A 15600-nucleotide genomic window follows, 5' to 3' on the forward strand; every position below is an offset into this window, starting at 1 on the left:
ATCTAATTCATTGCATTTTTTATGACCTGTTGCTATAAAAGATCCGATACATTCTCGTTTAGAAAAAACACCTTATAATATAACTCAAGTGCCTCTAACAGTTCTGCTTTGGTCCTTTGCAGCTCTTTTATCTTTAATACACTACCGATTTCATCGAATAAATAATCATTTTCATCTGAATTCACCCTAAAGATAAGCGCCCCTTCTTCATCAAATTCTAAGGATAGAATTCCACCTACATCCTCAGTGAAAAGGACGCACATAATCTGTAGCTCCTGCTTTATCTGTTCAGGCAATGCTTTAAAATCTTCATTTATATAAAATTTCTTTTCATAGGCGCTGCTTGCACATAGTACTACCTTATCCTGATACATCTTGTAATCCTCATCTTTCTAACATTTATCGGTATACTGTCTCATTCCTCTATAAGCTAAACCGTACTGTGTATTTTAACTTTACAAGGAAGCTATAACATTATAGCATGATAAATCCTAAGAAACCAATGATAATTCCAAACAGTATGAACGTCATTCCCATACTTTTTCTCTTAGGGTCCTTCGTAAGCTTTAACCCGTTCATAACATTCATAAATCCTCCGGTGATAAATGCCCCCAGGAAAGCATGTTTATTATTTGGGTTAAGAAATACTAGGATAAGTAGGATCATTAACATTATTCCTGCTATTACAATGATAAAATCATAAAGCAGATATAATTCTTTAACATTTATCTTTTTAAGTTCTATTCTTTTAAGATGTATATTATTTCTATGATGTATATCTTTACGACTTCCTTCTTTTTTATTCCCATCTTTATGATTTACATCCTTTTGTTTCCCATCTTTATGCTTTACATCTTTCATAAGTTTAAACTTTTTATCCATGTATAACTCCCTGATTTATTGGTTTCCTAAGGTTGCTACCATAACCGCCTTAATGGTATGCATTCGGTTTTCAGCCTGATCAAAAACCACATCAGCAAAACGCTCAAAAATCTCTTCGGTAACTTCATTACCCTTAACCGCCGGTAGACAATGTAAAAATATGGTATTGTCTTTTTCTGTCTTGGCCAGAAGCGCTTCATTTACCTGATACGGTTTTAATATCTTAATCCGCTCCGCAGCTAGATCTTCTTCTCCCATGGAACACCATACATCTGTATAAACTGCATCAGCACCCTCCAAAGCATCATAAGCATCCGATATCTCAATTAAACTGCCGGAATCTTGTGTATAAAGGGTACAGGTTTCTACAAGAGACTGTTCCGGCCACAGAGATTTTGGTGCAAGGATAGTAAAATGTATTCCTAGTTTCGCTGCTCCTATCATCAGACTGTTTGCCATGTTGTTTCGCCCGTCTCCGACATATACCAATTTCAACCCTTTCAGCTTACCAAACTGCTCCTTTAAAGTCAAGAAGTCTGCCAGAATCTGAGTAGGATGATACGTATCTGTTAAACCGTTCCACACTGGTACCCCACTGTATTTCGCCAGCTTCTCCACAGTATCCTGTGAAAAACCTCGGAATTCAATTCCATCGAACATCCTTCCTAAAACCCTTGCTGTATCCTCTACACTTTCTTTATGACCTAATTGGATATCATCCCTACTTAAGTATTCCGGATGCCCCCCTTCATCAACGCAGCCTATGGTAAATGCGCATCTTGTTCTGGTAGAAGGTTTTTCAAAAATTAAGGCAATGTTCTTTCCTTTCAGACTTTCCCCCGTAATTCCCTGTTTCTTCTTTTCTTTCAGTTCCGCCGCTAAATCAACTAAATATTCAATTTCAGAAGCCGAGTAATCCTTTAATGTTAAAAATGAGCGTCCTTTCAAATTCATAAATATTCCTCCTATCCTTATAATAACTCTACGTACCCTGTTGTCAATACTGAGTTGTTAAATTAAAAATTATGGTGTTTCTTATTATATCCAATGGTTATTTATACCTGTATAAACATTTATATTTATGCTGCCATATGTGTATTTATACATTATTCCAAAATTTATATGTTGTCAAGTTAAATTTATGATTTGAATTTTCTACATTGATTTAATTATACTCACTAAGCTAATAGATGATACCCTTGTATTATCTGAAGTAAATTTAACAAATATCTTCTTTTAATAATTTATATTACATGAATCTTTTGGGAGTAGTGCCTCTGCCATGTTTTCCATGTAATACAGAGATACTACTCCCACTAGTTTGTATAAAGGTTTTTGAATCCTTTCACCTTTATCCATCCTTTTACTTTGCCTATCACTAATATAATGCTCGGATTTATTCTTCTTTCCCAATCTCTGTTAAGGATTTTACCATGCCGGCTAATCCTTGAATCTCAGATGGAATAATAATCTTTGTTGCTTTTCCGTCAGCTGCTTTTGCAAATGCTTCCAAGCTCTTTAATTGAATCACCGCACTTTGAGGATCAGATTCATTCAAGAAACGAATACCGTCAGCGTTAGCTTTCTGAACCACCAATATTGCCTCTGCCTGACCTTCAGCTTCTCTGATGGTTGCTTCTTTCTTCGCTTCCGCACGAAGAATTGCAGCCTTTTTCTCACCCTCAGCATCTAGAATAGCGGATTCCTTCTTACCTTCAGCAACTAAGATAGCTGATCTCTTCTCGCCTTCTGCAATTAAGATAGACTCTCTTCTTTCTCTTTCTGCCTTCATCTGTTTTTCCATTGCATCTTGTATAGCCGCCGGCGGAATAATATTCTTCAATTCTACACGGGTCACTTTAATTCCCCATGGGTCCGTAGCAACATCTAAGGTCACTCTCATCTTCGTATTAATTATTTCTCTGGAAGTTAGGGTCTCATCCAACTCTAAATCACCAATGATATTTCTCAAGGTTGTTGCAGTTAAATTCTCAATTGCCAAAAGAGGATTTTCAACTCCGTAAGCAAAAAGCTTCGGATCGGTTATCGCAAAGAATACTACCGTATCAATTTTCATGGTAACATTATCCTTTGTTATTACCGGCTGTGGCGGAAAATCCACAACCTGTTCCTTTAATAATACTCTCTTTGCAATTCGATCGATGATGGGCATCTTTATGTGAATACCTACATCCCAGGTTGACTGATATCCACCAAGTCGTTCAACAACATAGGCATGTGCCTGTGGAACAATTTTAACGCAGGATGCCAAAATCAATAAAACAAAAATACCAAATACTATAAGGCCAATTTCTAAATAACCCATTAATATATCCTCCTTTTATGATACAATTAATTTAACACCTGAAACGTTTTGAACTGTAACTTTAGTACCCTTTTCAATCATGTTACCGGTTGCAGATCTTGCTGACCATTCTTGACCATCCACAATAACTTGACCAACTGCATTGATATTGTCAATTGTTACTATTACCAAAGCTTCTTTTCCTATTATACCCTCATAATTTGTTTTTGTGCGTTTGGGGTTAAAATACTTAACTACCAACGGTCTCGTGAAGTAAAGTAATAATAAGGAAACCACTAGGAATAATACAATTTCGATCAATAAATTGTCAAAGAATAGCGAGAAAACAAAAGCCACCAAAGCTCCTCCGGCAAACCATATAGTTGTAAGACCCAGAGTGATAATCTCTATAAATATCAATACTGCCAATATTATAAGCCACATAATTGGATTCACCACCTTTTATCCCCCTTTCTCTTTATGAGTTATAAGTATAATAATAACTCATCTATTATCTACATTTTAATTGATTATACTCTATATTACAATAGTTCCTACCCTTTTCTAATTTTCTTTTAATCTATGATACTTTTACCCACTAACCTGTATTTTATATCATTCATACACATTTCATGTAATCTTAAATTCTCTATGCATAATATTATGGCTAATATCCAAATCATTCATACAATACGAATAGGATGATATTGTTAGACCACCGAGTATCTCTACCCTTTGGTTCTATCTACATCATCCCATTAATGTTTTATAATATTTCATAATCTTGCATGCTTTCTGAGCCATACTTAGATTTTTTATACCAATTCTCAGTAAACTAAAACTGTTGAGAATTGGTTTCCATCATACTTAACATAATATTCAAATTACCGTTTCTGCATCTAAGCTCATCAATGAACTCTTTTTCGGATACCTTCTCTTTTAATATGATGTGATATGTAATTTCATATAAGGTTCCAAGATTAGATGTTCTTACCTTTTGCATGGACCAACCGTTTGTATATTTTTCGAAAAGATCATCAAAGGCTCCTTCAAAATTCATATCCTCTGGTATGGTAATCCTTAACCTCTTTTCTTTCTGTTTCATAACACCAAACCCAATCTTATGAAAGACTACGAATACGAAGCACAAAAGAATTGTGATTGCCGCTCCAAGTGTGAGATAACCCATACCTGACGTAAGTCCGGCTGCCATAGCAAAAAAAACAAAAGTAATATCTTTGGAATCCCCCGGAACACTTCGGAAACGAACAAGGGTAAATACACCGGCCAAAGAAAAAGCTCTTGCCAGGTTTCCTCCTACCAGTAGGATGATTACGGTCACAATGGCGGGTAGTACTACTAAGCTGACTGCAAAATTTGGCGAACGGTCATTACGGGGTGTAATAAGCAGATATACTATACTGATGATGAGACCTAAGAACAGGCCAACTATGATACTAAGTAAGGTAGAGCTGATATTAAGTGATATTCCTACTGTCATATCCTGAAAAATAGAATCAAACACGTTAGTTCCTCCTTCGAATAACTTCGTTGTTATCTTTATATAAAAGTATCTATTTATGTAATATGGTCCTCTTATATTCAGTACCATATTTTGAAAAGGATGAAGGATAAAGCTTATAGCTTGCTAAAAGCTTTGCAAACCATACCGGCGCGGCTTTCTCCATCTTAGCCTCCATTATCCATACGCCCGGTGATAGCAGGAGATCTCCATAATTTCCTTTGTCCAGACCTACTTCCTCACGACGGGTTCTGATATTAGTATCAAAGGTGATTCTAAATCCGTGGTCTTCCTTTCCAAACAAAGCATATCTGTCATAAGATAAATAGAGTGTTGGACCAAGGGGAAATTTTCTAATAAAGTAATCAATCTCGTTTAAAACCTGGCCGTTCATGTAATCCTTTAAATCAGGCTTGTCTTTTGATGCAATATAATTTACTGCCTCTTCATGTAAAATAGAAGTTCTTCGTTTATTCACAAAGCCATTATGTTTCTTCTTTATCTCCAGATAAACCTTATCCCTATCCCCAACCACGCCATAACTTCTCAGCCTTAACTTTTCTTTATAGCTTGGCTTATCGATGGACCTTCGAATGATCGTATGATCCGGAGTATCATAATATACATTACATATACTGTAAAATTCCCCGTTTTTACTGTGGGAATCTACCTCCATATAATCCTCTAAGTCGGTTCGCAGGCTGTGAAATAATTCGTCTGTTATCATATATTTTATTTCATGTCGGTTGAAAACTTCAATAGCCATAGGTACAGTCCTTCCAATTACTTTTCGAAACGAAATCAACAACTTATTCTACATCATAACAGAACTTATCGTATGTCATTTTCCGTCAAGTTTCCTGTTCTTCTCTGCCTTGCCGCCTCATACATAAGAATTGCCGCTGCCACCGCAGCATTTAGGGATTCTACTCTACCCTCCATTGGGATTTTTATCTGAAAATCAGCCATCGAGGAGACCTCCTCGGTCAGGCCGTTTGCTTCATTACCAATGATAAATGCACAATCTCTGATGAAACTTCCCTCGCTGTCATATGGTTTACCATCTAGATGTGCTGCAAATAAGGCAATCTTTTTATTTTTTAAAGCATATAAAGTATCTATAAAATCCTCTGCCTGATAAACCGGTACGCGAAAGACGGATCCCATGGTGGATCGAATCACCTTAGGATTATACAAATCTACACAGGAAGAACTCATGATAATTCCGGTCATACCTGCTCCCTCAGCAGTTCTTATCATGGTTCCGAGATTCCCCGGATCTCTGATATCCTCTAACACCAGTAAGCAGGTATTGGGAATAGCCAATATCTGCTCCAGGGAATCCTTCCTCCACTTTACGGTGCCCATAATACCTTGTGGTGTTTTTGTATCGGATACTTCCTTAAATAATGTATCAGTTAAAATCTCGTAATCAAGGTGATTAAAGTACTGTGGATTTTGAGATGTTATCTCGTTAAAAAAACTTTCTGATGCATATGCCTTAACAAGAAGTTTCTCTTCCTTTGCTTCCTCAAACATCTTAGGCCCTTCAATTACAAAAAGACCCTGCTCCTCTCTGGCTTTTGCCTTCTTGAGCAACAGAGTCAAATTCTTGATTTGCTGATTACTTAAGCTGCTGATTATGCTTTTGGATTTCATGATTTATGCTTCCTCTTGCATTTTACTTAATTTTGCTGCTTGATCTGCCGCAGTAAGGCTGTCGATAATCTCCTGAAGATCCCCATCCATCACAGCATCCAATTGATGTATTGTTAATTTTATACGATGATCAGTTACACGTCCTTGTGGAAAGTTATAAGTTCTAATCTTTTCGGAACGGTCTCCGGTGCCAATCTGACTTTTTCTTGCCTGAGCTTCCGCACTCTGAGCCTTCTCCATCTCCAGCTCATATAATCTGGAACGTAAAATCTTGATCGCCTTTTCTTTATTTTTTAACTGTGATTTCTCATCCTGACAGGAAATCACGATACCCGTAGGGATATGAGTAAGTCTTACTGCAGAGTCTGTTGTATTAACGCATTGTCCACCGTTACCGGATGCCCGGAAAACATCAAACTTACATTCACTTAAGTCGAGTTCTACATCCACTTCCTCCGCCTCCGGCATAATAGCTACCGTCGCAGTTGAAGTGTGAATTCTGCCTCCGGATTCAGTAACAGGTATTCTCTGAACACGATGCACACCGCTCTCATATTTCAATTTGGAATAAGCACCTTTCCCGTTGATCATAAAGATCACTTCCTTAAAACCACCGATACCATTTTCATTCAAATTCATCATATCGATCTTCCAGCGCTTTCTTTCCGCATATCTTACATACATTCGGTACAGTTCAGCTGCAAATAAAGCTGCCTCGTCTCCACCGGCACCGCCCCTAATTTCAACAATAACGTTCTTATCATCATTCGGATCCTTTGGAAGTAATAATATCTTCAGATCTTCTTCAATCTTTACAATCTGCTGCTTACTCATCGTAAGCTCTTCTTTAGCCAACTCACGGATTTCTTCATCACTTTCTTCTTCCAACATGGCCAGGCTTTCCTCTATATTCGTTTGCGTTGCTTTATATTCTCTGTATTTTTCCACAATGTCCGTAAGATCCGCATGTTCTTTTCTAAGCTTTGTATATCTGTTCTGATCATTCATGATACCGGGATTTAACATCTCATCTTCAATTTCTTTATATTTGATCAGAAGATCTTCTAATTTATCAAACATATCTCATTTCCTCCATATATCTAAGGTCTTTTCCCGGAAACAATCCGGTCCAAACCACTCAAATCTTTCTTTACGCTAACCTCTATAAATCCTTCCTTTAATAGAAGGTTACTTACATCCATGCCTTGATTATGACCGATCTCAAAAAAAATATAACCGCCTTTTTTTAGATATCTGTTTAAAGAAGCTATAATATTTCGATAAAATAATAATCCGTCCGAACTACCATCCAATGCCGTAATCGGTTCAAAATCCCTAACCTCAGGCATAAGCTCTTTGATTTCTTTCGTTGGAATGTAAGGAGGGTTGGATACGATTATATCATACACACCTTCTATATTATCAAAAAGGTCACTGTGTAGGAATTCTACCTCCGTATTTAATCGGTTCGCATTTCTTTTCGCTGTTATCAAAGCTTTATCAGAAATATCTGATCCGGTTGCACTTTTAAGACTTCCCAATTTTGTTAGACTAATAATAATACATCCCGAACCGGTACACAGATCCAAAACAGATTTATTGTGGCAAATTTTTAAAACCTCTTCCACCAGACATTCCGTATCCTGCCTAGGTATAAGAACATGTTCATTCACCTCAAAGGTAAAGCCCATAAACTCCTGACATCCTATTATATGCTGCAGTGGAATATGCATCACTCTCTTTTTTAACAGGTTATCCAATATCTGTAATTTATCCTCAGGAAATAGTGTTTCCCTTAGCATAAAAAAATCAGCTCTATTTATCCCTAAAACATGGGCAAGCAGATACCATGCATCCACATCGGCATCTGCTATATTGTGTATCCTTAAAAACTTACGTGCGCGCTGTAACTCTTCATAATAAGTGCCCAAATTAACAACCTCATTTATCAAACGGCGAATTATCTGATTATTTCCTGCGTATCATCACCAACATCCAGATATTTGTCGAGTGCTCTTAAAATATCATCATCTTCCTCATCTTTATCCTTCGGACCGGCAATTCTAATCTCTGCCGCTGTCATTTGGCCCTGTTTCTTGCCATCTATCTTCTCATATCTTTTCTTACTCACTTTTTCAAAACTTGCCGGTGACGGTTTCTGTTTCGTTTTTCTTCCTTTTACAACAACTTTTTCATCCGTTGCTGCAGTTTCTAAGAAGCTTCTCCAGTCAAATACAGTTTCAACCGATTGGATCGCAACTTCAATCATGGAATCATCCGGCTCTTTGGTTGTAAATCCCTGCATCCAAAGTCCTGGCTTACTTAGGATATTAACAACCTTATTATCACTTTTTCCTGCCAACCGAATAAACTCATAAGATATCCCGGCAATAAACGGAACCAGTAATACTCTGGACAAAACTTTCATAACCAGTTCCATAGGAGGAAGGAATATAAAAACAGCCACACTAATTAGCATAACTAACAGCATAAAACTGGTACCGCATCTTTTATGCAACTTTGACTGCCACTTAACATTCTCCACTGTAAGTTCTATACCATTCTCTAAACAATTGATTGTCTTATGCTCAGCTCCGTGATACATAAATAACCTTTTAATCTCAGGCATTCTCGTGGCTAGTAAAATATAGCCTATAAAGATAGTCAGACGAATGAAACCCTCCAATAGAGATAACCAAAAATGACTCGTAATAAATCCCGCTAATAAATTAGATACCAATACCGGAAGTACCATAAATAAGGAAATTGAGAGAATTAAAGAAACGAATACAGCCGCAATCATAAGTAATACATTACTGTCTTCCTCTTGCTCCTTTTTTTCTTTCTGCACAGTTTCACTTATGCTTTTCGTATCGTCTGTAGCTGACATCTCCTCAGCCGCCAAATCCGAAAGCTTTTTATCAGATCTACGTTTTTTCTTGTTTTTCTTCTCCGCTTTTTTCTCTTTCTTCTTTGCTTCTTCCAGTTCCTCTTCTTCCTCTAAAAAGCTGGAAGAGAAGCTTAAAGCTTTCATAGAAATTACAAGGGAATCCACAAATGCCAGCATTCCTCGAAAGATAGGTAACTTAAATAGTTTCACTTTTTCTGAAAAATCCTTATGGGTTTTCTTTTCAATTACAATTTCATTATTCGGCTTACGGACTGCTATGGCGTACTGATCCTTATTCTTCATCATAACGCCTTCCATGACAGCCGCGCCCCCAATACCAGATGGTTTCATCTATGCACCCGAACCTTTCTTCTGCTTGTCTGCCCAAAGCAGAGTTATACTGTGAATTAAACTTTTATCTTATTTAAAAATAGGTTGAGGAAAGTGAACCTCAACCCGTTTTTAGCGCTTTATTGTTTTCTACTTATTCATACCATATTTGCGGTTGAACTTCTCAATTGCACCGCGGGCTGCAGCAGCTTTTTGCTGACCTGTATAGAATGAATGACATTTAGAACAGATTTCAACATGAATATCTTCCTTAGTTGAACCGGTCACAAATTCATTTCCACAGTTACATACAACCTTCGCCTGAAAATACTTGGGTTGGATTGCTTCTTTCATAATTTCACCTCTTTACAATAAATAGTATCCTATATTGTTTATATAATTATTCCAATCTAATAAACAGCTTTTTTATTATAGCATAGGTTACTTTTCTTTGCAAGACCTAAAAGACAATTTTAGTCTTTTTGATAATCTCAACAAATTCTGTATTTGTCTTCGTACGAATAAACATATCTATAATTCTTTCCAGAGCTTCCTCTGACTTCATACCACCAAGTGCCTTTCTCATCAGAAACGTTGCTTCAAGTTCCGGCTGCGTTAAAAGCAGATCTTCTCTTCTGGTACTGGATCTAGGAAGGTCAATTGCAGGAAATATCCGCTTCTCAGATAAGCTCCGATCAAGTACCAATTCCATATTACCGGTTCCCTTAAACTCTTCGAAAACCACATCATCCATTCGGCTGCCGGTGTCTACTAAGGCGGTTGCCAATATGGTCAGACTTCCGCCCTCCCGCATATTTCGTGCTGCACCAAAAAACTTCTTTGGCATATGAAGGGCCGCTGGATCTAAGCCGCCGGAAAGGGTCCTTCCGCTGGGTTGAACCGTCAGGTTATAGGCTCTTGCAAGTCTCGTTATACTATCTAATAGGATGATAACATCCTGTTTATGCTCTACAAGACGTTTTGCTCTTTCAATTACCATTTCCGATACTCTTTTATGGTTATCCGGAAGTTCATCAAAGGTCGAGTAAATAACCTCCACATTCTTTCCTTCAATGGATTCTTTGATATCCGTAACTTCTTCCGGACGCTCATCAATTAACAGAATAATCAATTTCATATCAGGATGATTTCTGGTAACTGCTTTTGCAATCTGTTTTAGTAATGTCGTCTTACCGGTTTTAGGTTGGGATACAATCATTCCTCTCTGTCCCTTACCGATGGGTGAAATCAAATCCACCATTCTCATGGATACCCCTGCTCCAGGTGTCTCCAGATGGATTCTACTATTGGGGAAAACAGGTGTAAGATCTTCGAATTTCTTACGCCTTTGAGCTTCATTGGGATGAAAACCATTCACCGCTTTGATATACAAAAGTGCACTAAACTTTTCATTCTGGTTCCGTATTCTGGTATTTCCTGCAACAATATCACCGGTTTTAAGATTAAACCTTCGTATCTGTGCCGGAGAAACATAAACGTCATTTTCACCGGGAAGATAATTGTCACATCGTATAAATCCATACCCATCCGGCAGTACTTCCAGAATACCTTCTTTGGTCTCACCACTGTCTAATTGCTCCATTTCAGAGTGACTTGATTGTGGTCTCCTATCTTCTTTGGATGCAGGAGTCTGTTCCATATGGCTATGCTCTGCTTGTTGTGTTACTTCCTGTATCTGTTCTTGTATCTGTCCTTCTTTTTCCTGTCTTGGTCTTGTGTGTCTTGCCTGTATTTTCGCCTTTGGCGGTTCTACCTGCTCTGTATTCTGTTTCTCTTCGGTCTTATCATTTGAGTCATAACTCTTTAGTGCTGCCACCAAATCACTCTTTTTTAAGGTAGTAATATTTCTAAGACCCTTTTCTTTAGCAAGCTCCCTTAAATTAGCAAGCGTCATTTTGTCATACTGCATTTCCATTTATTCAGCTCCTTTAACCACTTATTGGATTCTCTTACGGAATTCGTTTAGACATGAAATAGATATATGTGAGGATGAATAATATTAAAATATCCAAATTGTTCTTTCATTCATTATACACCTTGTCCGTCAGAAAGAAAAGGATTAATTTTATTGCAGTAACTGTAGTTTATGAATCTACTTGATTTACATTTTCTTAAGTGATATGATAGCTTTAAAATTATTTCGGACCGGAAATAATGTTTGATACATTACATATGATTAGATAAGAATATAAGGTGGAGCTTAAAATGAACATAAACGAAAAGGCTTTATACATGCATGAGAAATGGAAAGGAAAGTTGGAAGTAAATTCAAAATGTGAAGTAAATTCCAGGGAGGATTTAGCCATTGCTTATACTCCGGGAGTTGCTGAACCTTGTAAGGTAATTGCTAAGGATAAGTCCGCTGCTTATCAGTATACAATAAAATCCAATACAATCGCCGTTGTTTCAGACGGAAGTGCGGTTCTTGGTCTTGGTAATATCGGACCTTATGCCGCTATGCCCGTCATGGAAGGAAAGGCTGTTTTGTTCAAGGAGTTCGGCGGAATTAACGCCGTACCTATCTGTCTGGATACTCAGGATACCGAGGAAATCATAAAAACGGTAGTTAACATCGCGCCTGCTTTCGGTGGCATAAATCTTGAGGATATCTCCGCACCAAGATGCTTTGAAATAGAAGAACGTTTAACTGAATTATTAGATATTCCCATATTCCACGATGATCAACACGGTACCGCTATCGTGGTTTTAGCCGGAGCCATAAATGCCTTAAAGGTGGTCAATAAAACAAAAGAAGCTTGTAAAGTAGTAGTTAACGGTGCCGGATCTGCTGGGATCGCAATCACCCGGCTATTATTATCCTATGGTTTTACTGATATTACTCTCTGTGATATAGACGGTATACTTAAGGAGGATAGCAAAAATTTAAACTGGATGCAGAAGCAGATGCTTATTAATACGAACCCGGATAAGAGGCAGGGCAGTCTGGCTGACGCCCTTAAAGGAGCAGACATGTTTATCGGTGTTTCTGCTCCGGGTATACTCACGAAAGAAATGGTAGCCTCTATGAATAAGGACTCCATTCTTTTTGCTATGGCAAATCCAATTCCTGAGATTATGCCTGACCTTGCAAAAGAGGCCGGCGCCCGTGTGGTAGCTACCGGTCGTTCCGATTTTCCAAACCAGGTGAACAACGTAGTTGCATTTCCGGGTATTTTCAAAGGAGCCTTAAAGGGTCGTGCCAGCCGGATTACAAATGAGATGAAATTGGCTGCTGCCGTTGCTATCGCAGGACTGGTAGAAGACAAAGATTTATGTGAAGATAATATAATGCCGCAACCCTTTGATCCGAGAGTCAGTGATGTGGTAAGTAATGCGGTATTGAAATACATCCCGAATAAATAAATGCTGATTTTTAAAGCAGGAGAACCTAAATGAATGATGCATTCTTTAATGAAAAATCAATATGGAATCATAAGCGTTATCATTCTCTGGATTATGAGCTTAAGAAAATATATGGCAGAAAAATATATAAACTATCCTTAAATGGTGGCATGAATTGCCCAAATCGTGACGGAACCATAGATAACCGAGGTTGTATCTTCTGTAGCGAGGGAGGTTCCGGAGATTATGCAGCTTTACCTTCCTTATCCATAACCGACCAGATAGAACAAGCAAAACAATTGGTAGCTCCTAAGATTACCAATCATAACAACATCCGATATATTGCGTATTTTCAAGCTTATACGAATACCCATGCGCCAGTTTCATACTTACGAAAAATTTTTATGGAAGCACTTATGCATCCGGACATTGTAATTCTCTCCATTGCTACTAGACCAGACTGCTTAAATGAGGATGTACTTTCTTTGTTAAGCGAGTTAAACCTATTAAAACCCATATGGATTGAACTGGGATTACAAACAATACACGAGGTATCTGCTGACTTTATCCGACGAGGCTACCCGTTATCTGTTTTTGAAACTGCAGTGAAACGTTTACATGAACAAAACATAGAGATTATTGTTCATACGATACTAGGCTTGCCAAATGAAACAAAACATGATATGTTAAACACCATGGAATATTTAGGTAGTCTCCCAATACAGGGAGTAAAGTTGCAATTGTTGCACATATTAAAAGGAACGGATCTGGGCCGGCTATATGAACAAGGCAAAATAACCAATGTATTAACTATGGAGCAATACATCGATATCTTAATATCCTGTTTAGAAAGACTTCCAAAGGATATAGTGATTCATCGAATTACCGGTGACGGTCCTAAAAAACTATTATTAGCCCCCTTATGGAGCAGTAATAAAAAGCATGTTTTAAACAATATTGAAAAACAATTAAAGAACAAGGATACCTGGCAGGGCAGATTTGTCCATCAATAGATCTCTGCTACGTTCATCTTTTAGTAAGATAGACTTATGTTGTAAGTTTTATACAATGATTTTATAAAATGATTATTATAGAATGATTATTTATTACGAATAACAATAATGAGGAGGAAATGATATGCAGTCTGACACCTTTATGCTATATAAACTGATGATTTTATATATTCTTAGCAGGGTAAACTTCCCTTTAACGAATGCACAATTGACTGCATTTATACTAGAAAAAGAGTATACAAATTATTTTAATATTCAAAGAGCTATCTCGGAATTAATTGACGATGCTTTTATATCTGCCAAAACCATCCGTAATAGTTCTCTCTACCGGATTACCGAAAGCGGTATGGAAACTCTGCTCTTCTTTGATAATATGATATCCTCGGGAATTAAAGAAGATATTGAAAAATATCTGTTAGAAAATAAATATGAGCTTCAAGAGGAAGTATCCACCTCTGCTGACTTTTATCAGGTAAAAAAAGGGGAGTTTGCGGCTCATATGAGTGTAATAGAACGGGAAACTCCAATCATCGATTTAACCTTAATTGTTCCTACAGAGGAGGAGGCCGAAAGGCTTTGTAATAACTGGAGGGATAAGAGTTCTGATGTATATGCCTACCTAATGTCATCCTTACTGGATTATACCGATCACGAATAATATTTTGTCTTATCCACAAGTAATTTTATATGCTGTTATGTTATCCACGACCATCTTTGTCTTATCCGATTAAGCTTTTTAGCCGTCTCTACTGCTTTATATAGTTCTGGTTATTATTCTAGTTATATAATATCTTCTATTACTGATTTATAATTTCTATTCTGATTTGATTGGTTTTTCCTCAGTGAAATCACATATCTCCTCAATACATTCCCATATTTCATCTCTTCCCTGTTTTGACAAAGAAGAAAAGGGATAAATACGTGTTCCCGGAACGACCGAGAGACCTTCTTTAATCATTTTTATATGCTTGTCTCTTTGACTTCGGTTAATTTTATCTAATTTTGTTGCAATGATGATAGGTTGAAATCCATTATATAAAATCCAGTCATACATGCTTTTATCATTGGCTGAGGGTTCATGCCGGATATCCACTAATAGAAAAACAACCTTCAGCTGCGTTGATTTCTTAAGATACTTTTCAATCATTTTACCCCATTTTTCTTTTACAGCCACGGATACCTTCGCATATCCATATCCCGGAAGGTCAACGAAATACAGCTCATCATTAATATTATAGAAATTAATAGTCTGCGTCTTACCAGGCTGGGAGGAGGTTCTGGCCAAGGATTTTCTGTTCATAAGAGCATTAATCAAAGATGATTTACCGACATTGGATTTTCCGGCAAATGCAATCTCCGGTTTGTCATTCTCGGGCAATACACTGGTAATTCCACATACTGTCTCTAGGTTTGCACTTTTTATAATCATCTCATTTACCTCTCTTATCGCTTTGTTTTTTCTTTTTTATTGAGGGATCCATTTGTTAATATTCCAGATATAGGATAAGACAGAACATAGGGTTCCACACACACTCGTTGGAGTACACATCCTCAACTTTATTTGCCTGTTTCGTACATAAATGTTCGTATCAGACAAAACAAAGCTGGAATATGTTCTCCAAATAGCGCATTAAGG

The 15600-nt window shown here is 37.3% G+C and carries 17 protein-coding genes; 3 read left to right on the plus strand and 14 right to left on the minus strand.

The genetic code is table 11. The features are described from left to right. Window positions 1-32 precede the first annotated feature (32 nt). The 13 genes from I5677_RS06045 to rho all read right to left on the minus strand — a co-directional run bounded on the left by I5677_RS06045 (window position 33) and on the right by rho (window position 11524). Complete coding sequence (locus I5677_RS06045) at window positions 33-374, minus strand: DUF6145 family protein (RefSeq protein WP_197660683.1); 342 nt, start codon at window positions 372-374, stop codon at window positions 33-35. Between the two features lie 100 nt (window positions 375-474). Next, window positions 475-882 carry a hypothetical protein gene (locus I5677_RS06050; RefSeq protein WP_197660684.1) on the minus strand — a complete coding sequence of 136 codons (408 nt, stop codon included), beginning with the start codon at window positions 880-882 and terminating at the stop codon, window positions 475-477. A gap of 15 nt (window positions 883-897) precedes the next feature. Continuing rightward, on the minus strand, window positions 898-1836 hold the full coding sequence (gene argF, locus I5677_RS06055; protein ID WP_197660685.1) for an ornithine carbamoyltransferase: 939 nt from the start codon (window positions 1834-1836) through the stop codon (window positions 898-900). 442 nt (window positions 1837-2278) lie between these two features. Beyond that, window positions 2279-3208, minus strand: a complete 930-nt coding sequence (locus I5677_RS06060) for an SPFH domain-containing protein (RefSeq protein WP_197660686.1) — start codon at window positions 3206-3208, stop codon at window positions 2279-2281. Window positions 3209-3223: 15 nt separating this feature from the next. Beyond that, window positions 3224-3646 carry an NfeD family protein gene (locus tag I5677_RS06065; protein WP_330617860.1) on the minus strand — a complete coding sequence of 141 codons (423 nt, stop codon included), beginning with the start codon at window positions 3644-3646 and terminating at the stop codon, window positions 3224-3226. 376 nt (window positions 3647-4022) lie between these two features. After that, window positions 4023-4712 (minus strand): DUF4956 domain-containing protein, encoded by a 690-nt coding sequence (locus tag I5677_RS06070; protein ID WP_330617861.1) that lies wholly within the window; start codon window positions 4710-4712, stop codon window positions 4023-4025. A gap of 49 nt (window positions 4713-4761) precedes the next feature. Continuing rightward, window positions 4762-5475 carry a polyphosphate polymerase domain-containing protein gene (locus I5677_RS06075; RefSeq protein WP_197660687.1) on the minus strand — a complete coding sequence of 238 codons (714 nt, stop codon included), beginning with the start codon at window positions 5473-5475 and terminating at the stop codon, window positions 4762-4764. Between the two features lie 65 nt (window positions 5476-5540). Further along, window positions 5541-6368, minus strand: a complete 828-nt coding sequence (locus tag I5677_RS06080; protein ID WP_206762674.1) for a TrmH family RNA methyltransferase — start codon at window positions 6366-6368, stop codon at window positions 5541-5543. 3 nt (window positions 6369-6371) lie between these two features. After that, window positions 6372-7448 (minus strand): peptide chain release factor 1, encoded by a 1077-nt coding sequence (gene prfA / locus I5677_RS06085; protein ID WP_197660688.1) that lies wholly within the window; start codon window positions 7446-7448, stop codon window positions 6372-6374. A gap of 20 nt (window positions 7449-7468) precedes the next feature. Then, window positions 7469-8299: a peptide chain release factor N(5)-glutamine methyltransferase gene (gene prmC / locus I5677_RS06090; protein WP_197660689.1), complete on the minus strand. Its 831-nt coding sequence runs from the start codon at window positions 8297-8299 to the stop codon at window positions 7469-7471. Window positions 8300-8328: 29 nt separating this feature from the next. Then, window positions 8329-9609, minus strand: a complete 1281-nt coding sequence (locus I5677_RS06095; protein ID WP_197660690.1) for a DUF1385 domain-containing protein — start codon at window positions 9607-9609, stop codon at window positions 8329-8331. Between the two features lie 129 nt (window positions 9610-9738). Beyond that, window positions 9739-9942: a 50S ribosomal protein L31 gene (rpmE, locus tag I5677_RS06100; protein ID WP_197660691.1), complete on the minus strand. Its 204-nt coding sequence runs from the start codon at window positions 9940-9942 to the stop codon at window positions 9739-9741. Between the two features lie 106 nt (window positions 9943-10048). Further along, window positions 10049-11524, minus strand: coding sequence for a transcription termination factor Rho (gene rho, locus I5677_RS06105; protein ID WP_197660692.1), 1476 nt, complete (start codon window positions 11522-11524; stop codon window positions 10049-10051). 290 nt (window positions 11525-11814) lie between these two features. On the opposite strand from rho, the gene I5677_RS06110 reads away from it, so the two are divergent. From I5677_RS06110 to I5677_RS06120, 3 genes are all read left to right on the plus strand, one after another. After that, window positions 11815-12972, plus strand: coding sequence for an NAD(P)-dependent malic enzyme (locus tag I5677_RS06110; RefSeq protein ID WP_197660693.1), 1158 nt, complete (start codon window positions 11815-11817; stop codon window positions 12970-12972). Window positions 12973-13001: 29 nt separating this feature from the next. Further along, the gene (locus I5677_RS06115) at window positions 13002-13964 is read left to right on the plus strand and encodes a TIGR01212 family radical SAM protein (protein WP_197660694.1); all 963 of its coding nucleotides are present in this window, start codon (window positions 13002-13004) and stop codon (window positions 13962-13964) included. A 124-nt stretch (window positions 13965-14088) separates the two neighbouring features. Continuing rightward, window positions 14089-14622, plus strand: coding sequence for a DUF4364 family protein (locus tag I5677_RS06120; RefSeq protein WP_197660695.1), 534 nt, complete (start codon window positions 14089-14091; stop codon window positions 14620-14622). Between the two features lie 156 nt (window positions 14623-14778). Here I5677_RS06120 and yihA read toward each other — a convergent pair whose 3' ends face one another. After that, window positions 14779-15393, minus strand: a complete 615-nt coding sequence (yihA, locus tag I5677_RS06125; RefSeq protein ID WP_197660696.1) for a ribosome biogenesis GTP-binding protein YihA/YsxC — start codon at window positions 15391-15393, stop codon at window positions 14779-14781. Window positions 15394-15600: the final 207 nt, after the last annotated feature.

The organism is Mobilitalea sibirica, assembly GCF_015999265.1.
Lineage (GTDB): Bacteria > Bacillota > Clostridia > Lachnospirales > Lachnospiraceae > Mobilitalea > Mobilitalea sibirica.

Coding starts and splice junctions, on each gene's coding strand:
- I5677_RS06045 (WP_197660683.1), bottom strand. CDS start 374: ATGTATCAGGATAAGGTAGTACTATGTGCAAGCAGCGCCTATGAAAAG.
- I5677_RS06050 (WP_197660684.1), bottom strand. CDS start 882: ATGGATAAAAAGTTTAAACTTATGAAAGATGTAAAGCATAAAGATGGG.
- argF (WP_197660685.1), bottom strand. CDS start 1,836: ATGAATTTGAAAGGACGCTCATTTTTAACATTAAAGGATTACTCGGCT.
- I5677_RS06060 (WP_197660686.1), bottom strand. CDS start 3,208: ATGGGTTATTTAGAAATTGGCCTTATAGTATTTGGTATTTTTGTTTTA.
- I5677_RS06075 (WP_197660687.1), bottom strand. CDS start 5,475: ATGGCTATTGAAGTTTTCAACCGACATGAAATAAAATATATGATAACA.
- I5677_RS06080 (WP_206762674.1), bottom strand. CDS start 6,368: ATGAAATCCAAAAGCATAATCAGCAGCTTAAGTAATCAGCAAATCAAG.
- prfA (WP_197660688.1), bottom strand. CDS start 7,448: ATGTTTGATAAATTAGAAGATCTTCTGATCAAATATAAAGAAATTGAA.
- I5677_RS06095 (WP_197660690.1), bottom strand. CDS start 9,609: ATGAAACCATCTGGTATTGGGGGCGCGGCTGTCATGGAAGGCGTTATG.
- rpmE (WP_197660691.1), bottom strand. CDS start 9,942: ATGAAAGAAGCAATCCAACCCAAGTATTTTCAGGCGAAGGTTGTATGT.
- rho (WP_197660692.1), bottom strand. CDS start 11,524: ATGGAAATGCAGTATGACAAAATGACGCTTGCTAATTTAAGGGAGCTT.
- I5677_RS06110 (WP_197660693.1), top strand. CDS start 11,815: ATGAACATAAACGAAAAGGCTTTATACATGCATGAGAAATGGAAAGGA.
- I5677_RS06115 (WP_197660694.1), top strand. CDS start 13,002: ATGAATGATGCATTCTTTAATGAAAAATCAATATGGAATCATAAGCGT.
- I5677_RS06120 (WP_197660695.1), top strand. CDS start 14,089: ATGCAGTCTGACACCTTTATGCTATATAAACTGATGATTTTATATATT.
- yihA (WP_197660696.1), bottom strand. CDS start 15,393: ATGATTATAAAAAGTGCAAACCTAGAGACAGTATGTGGAATTACCAGT.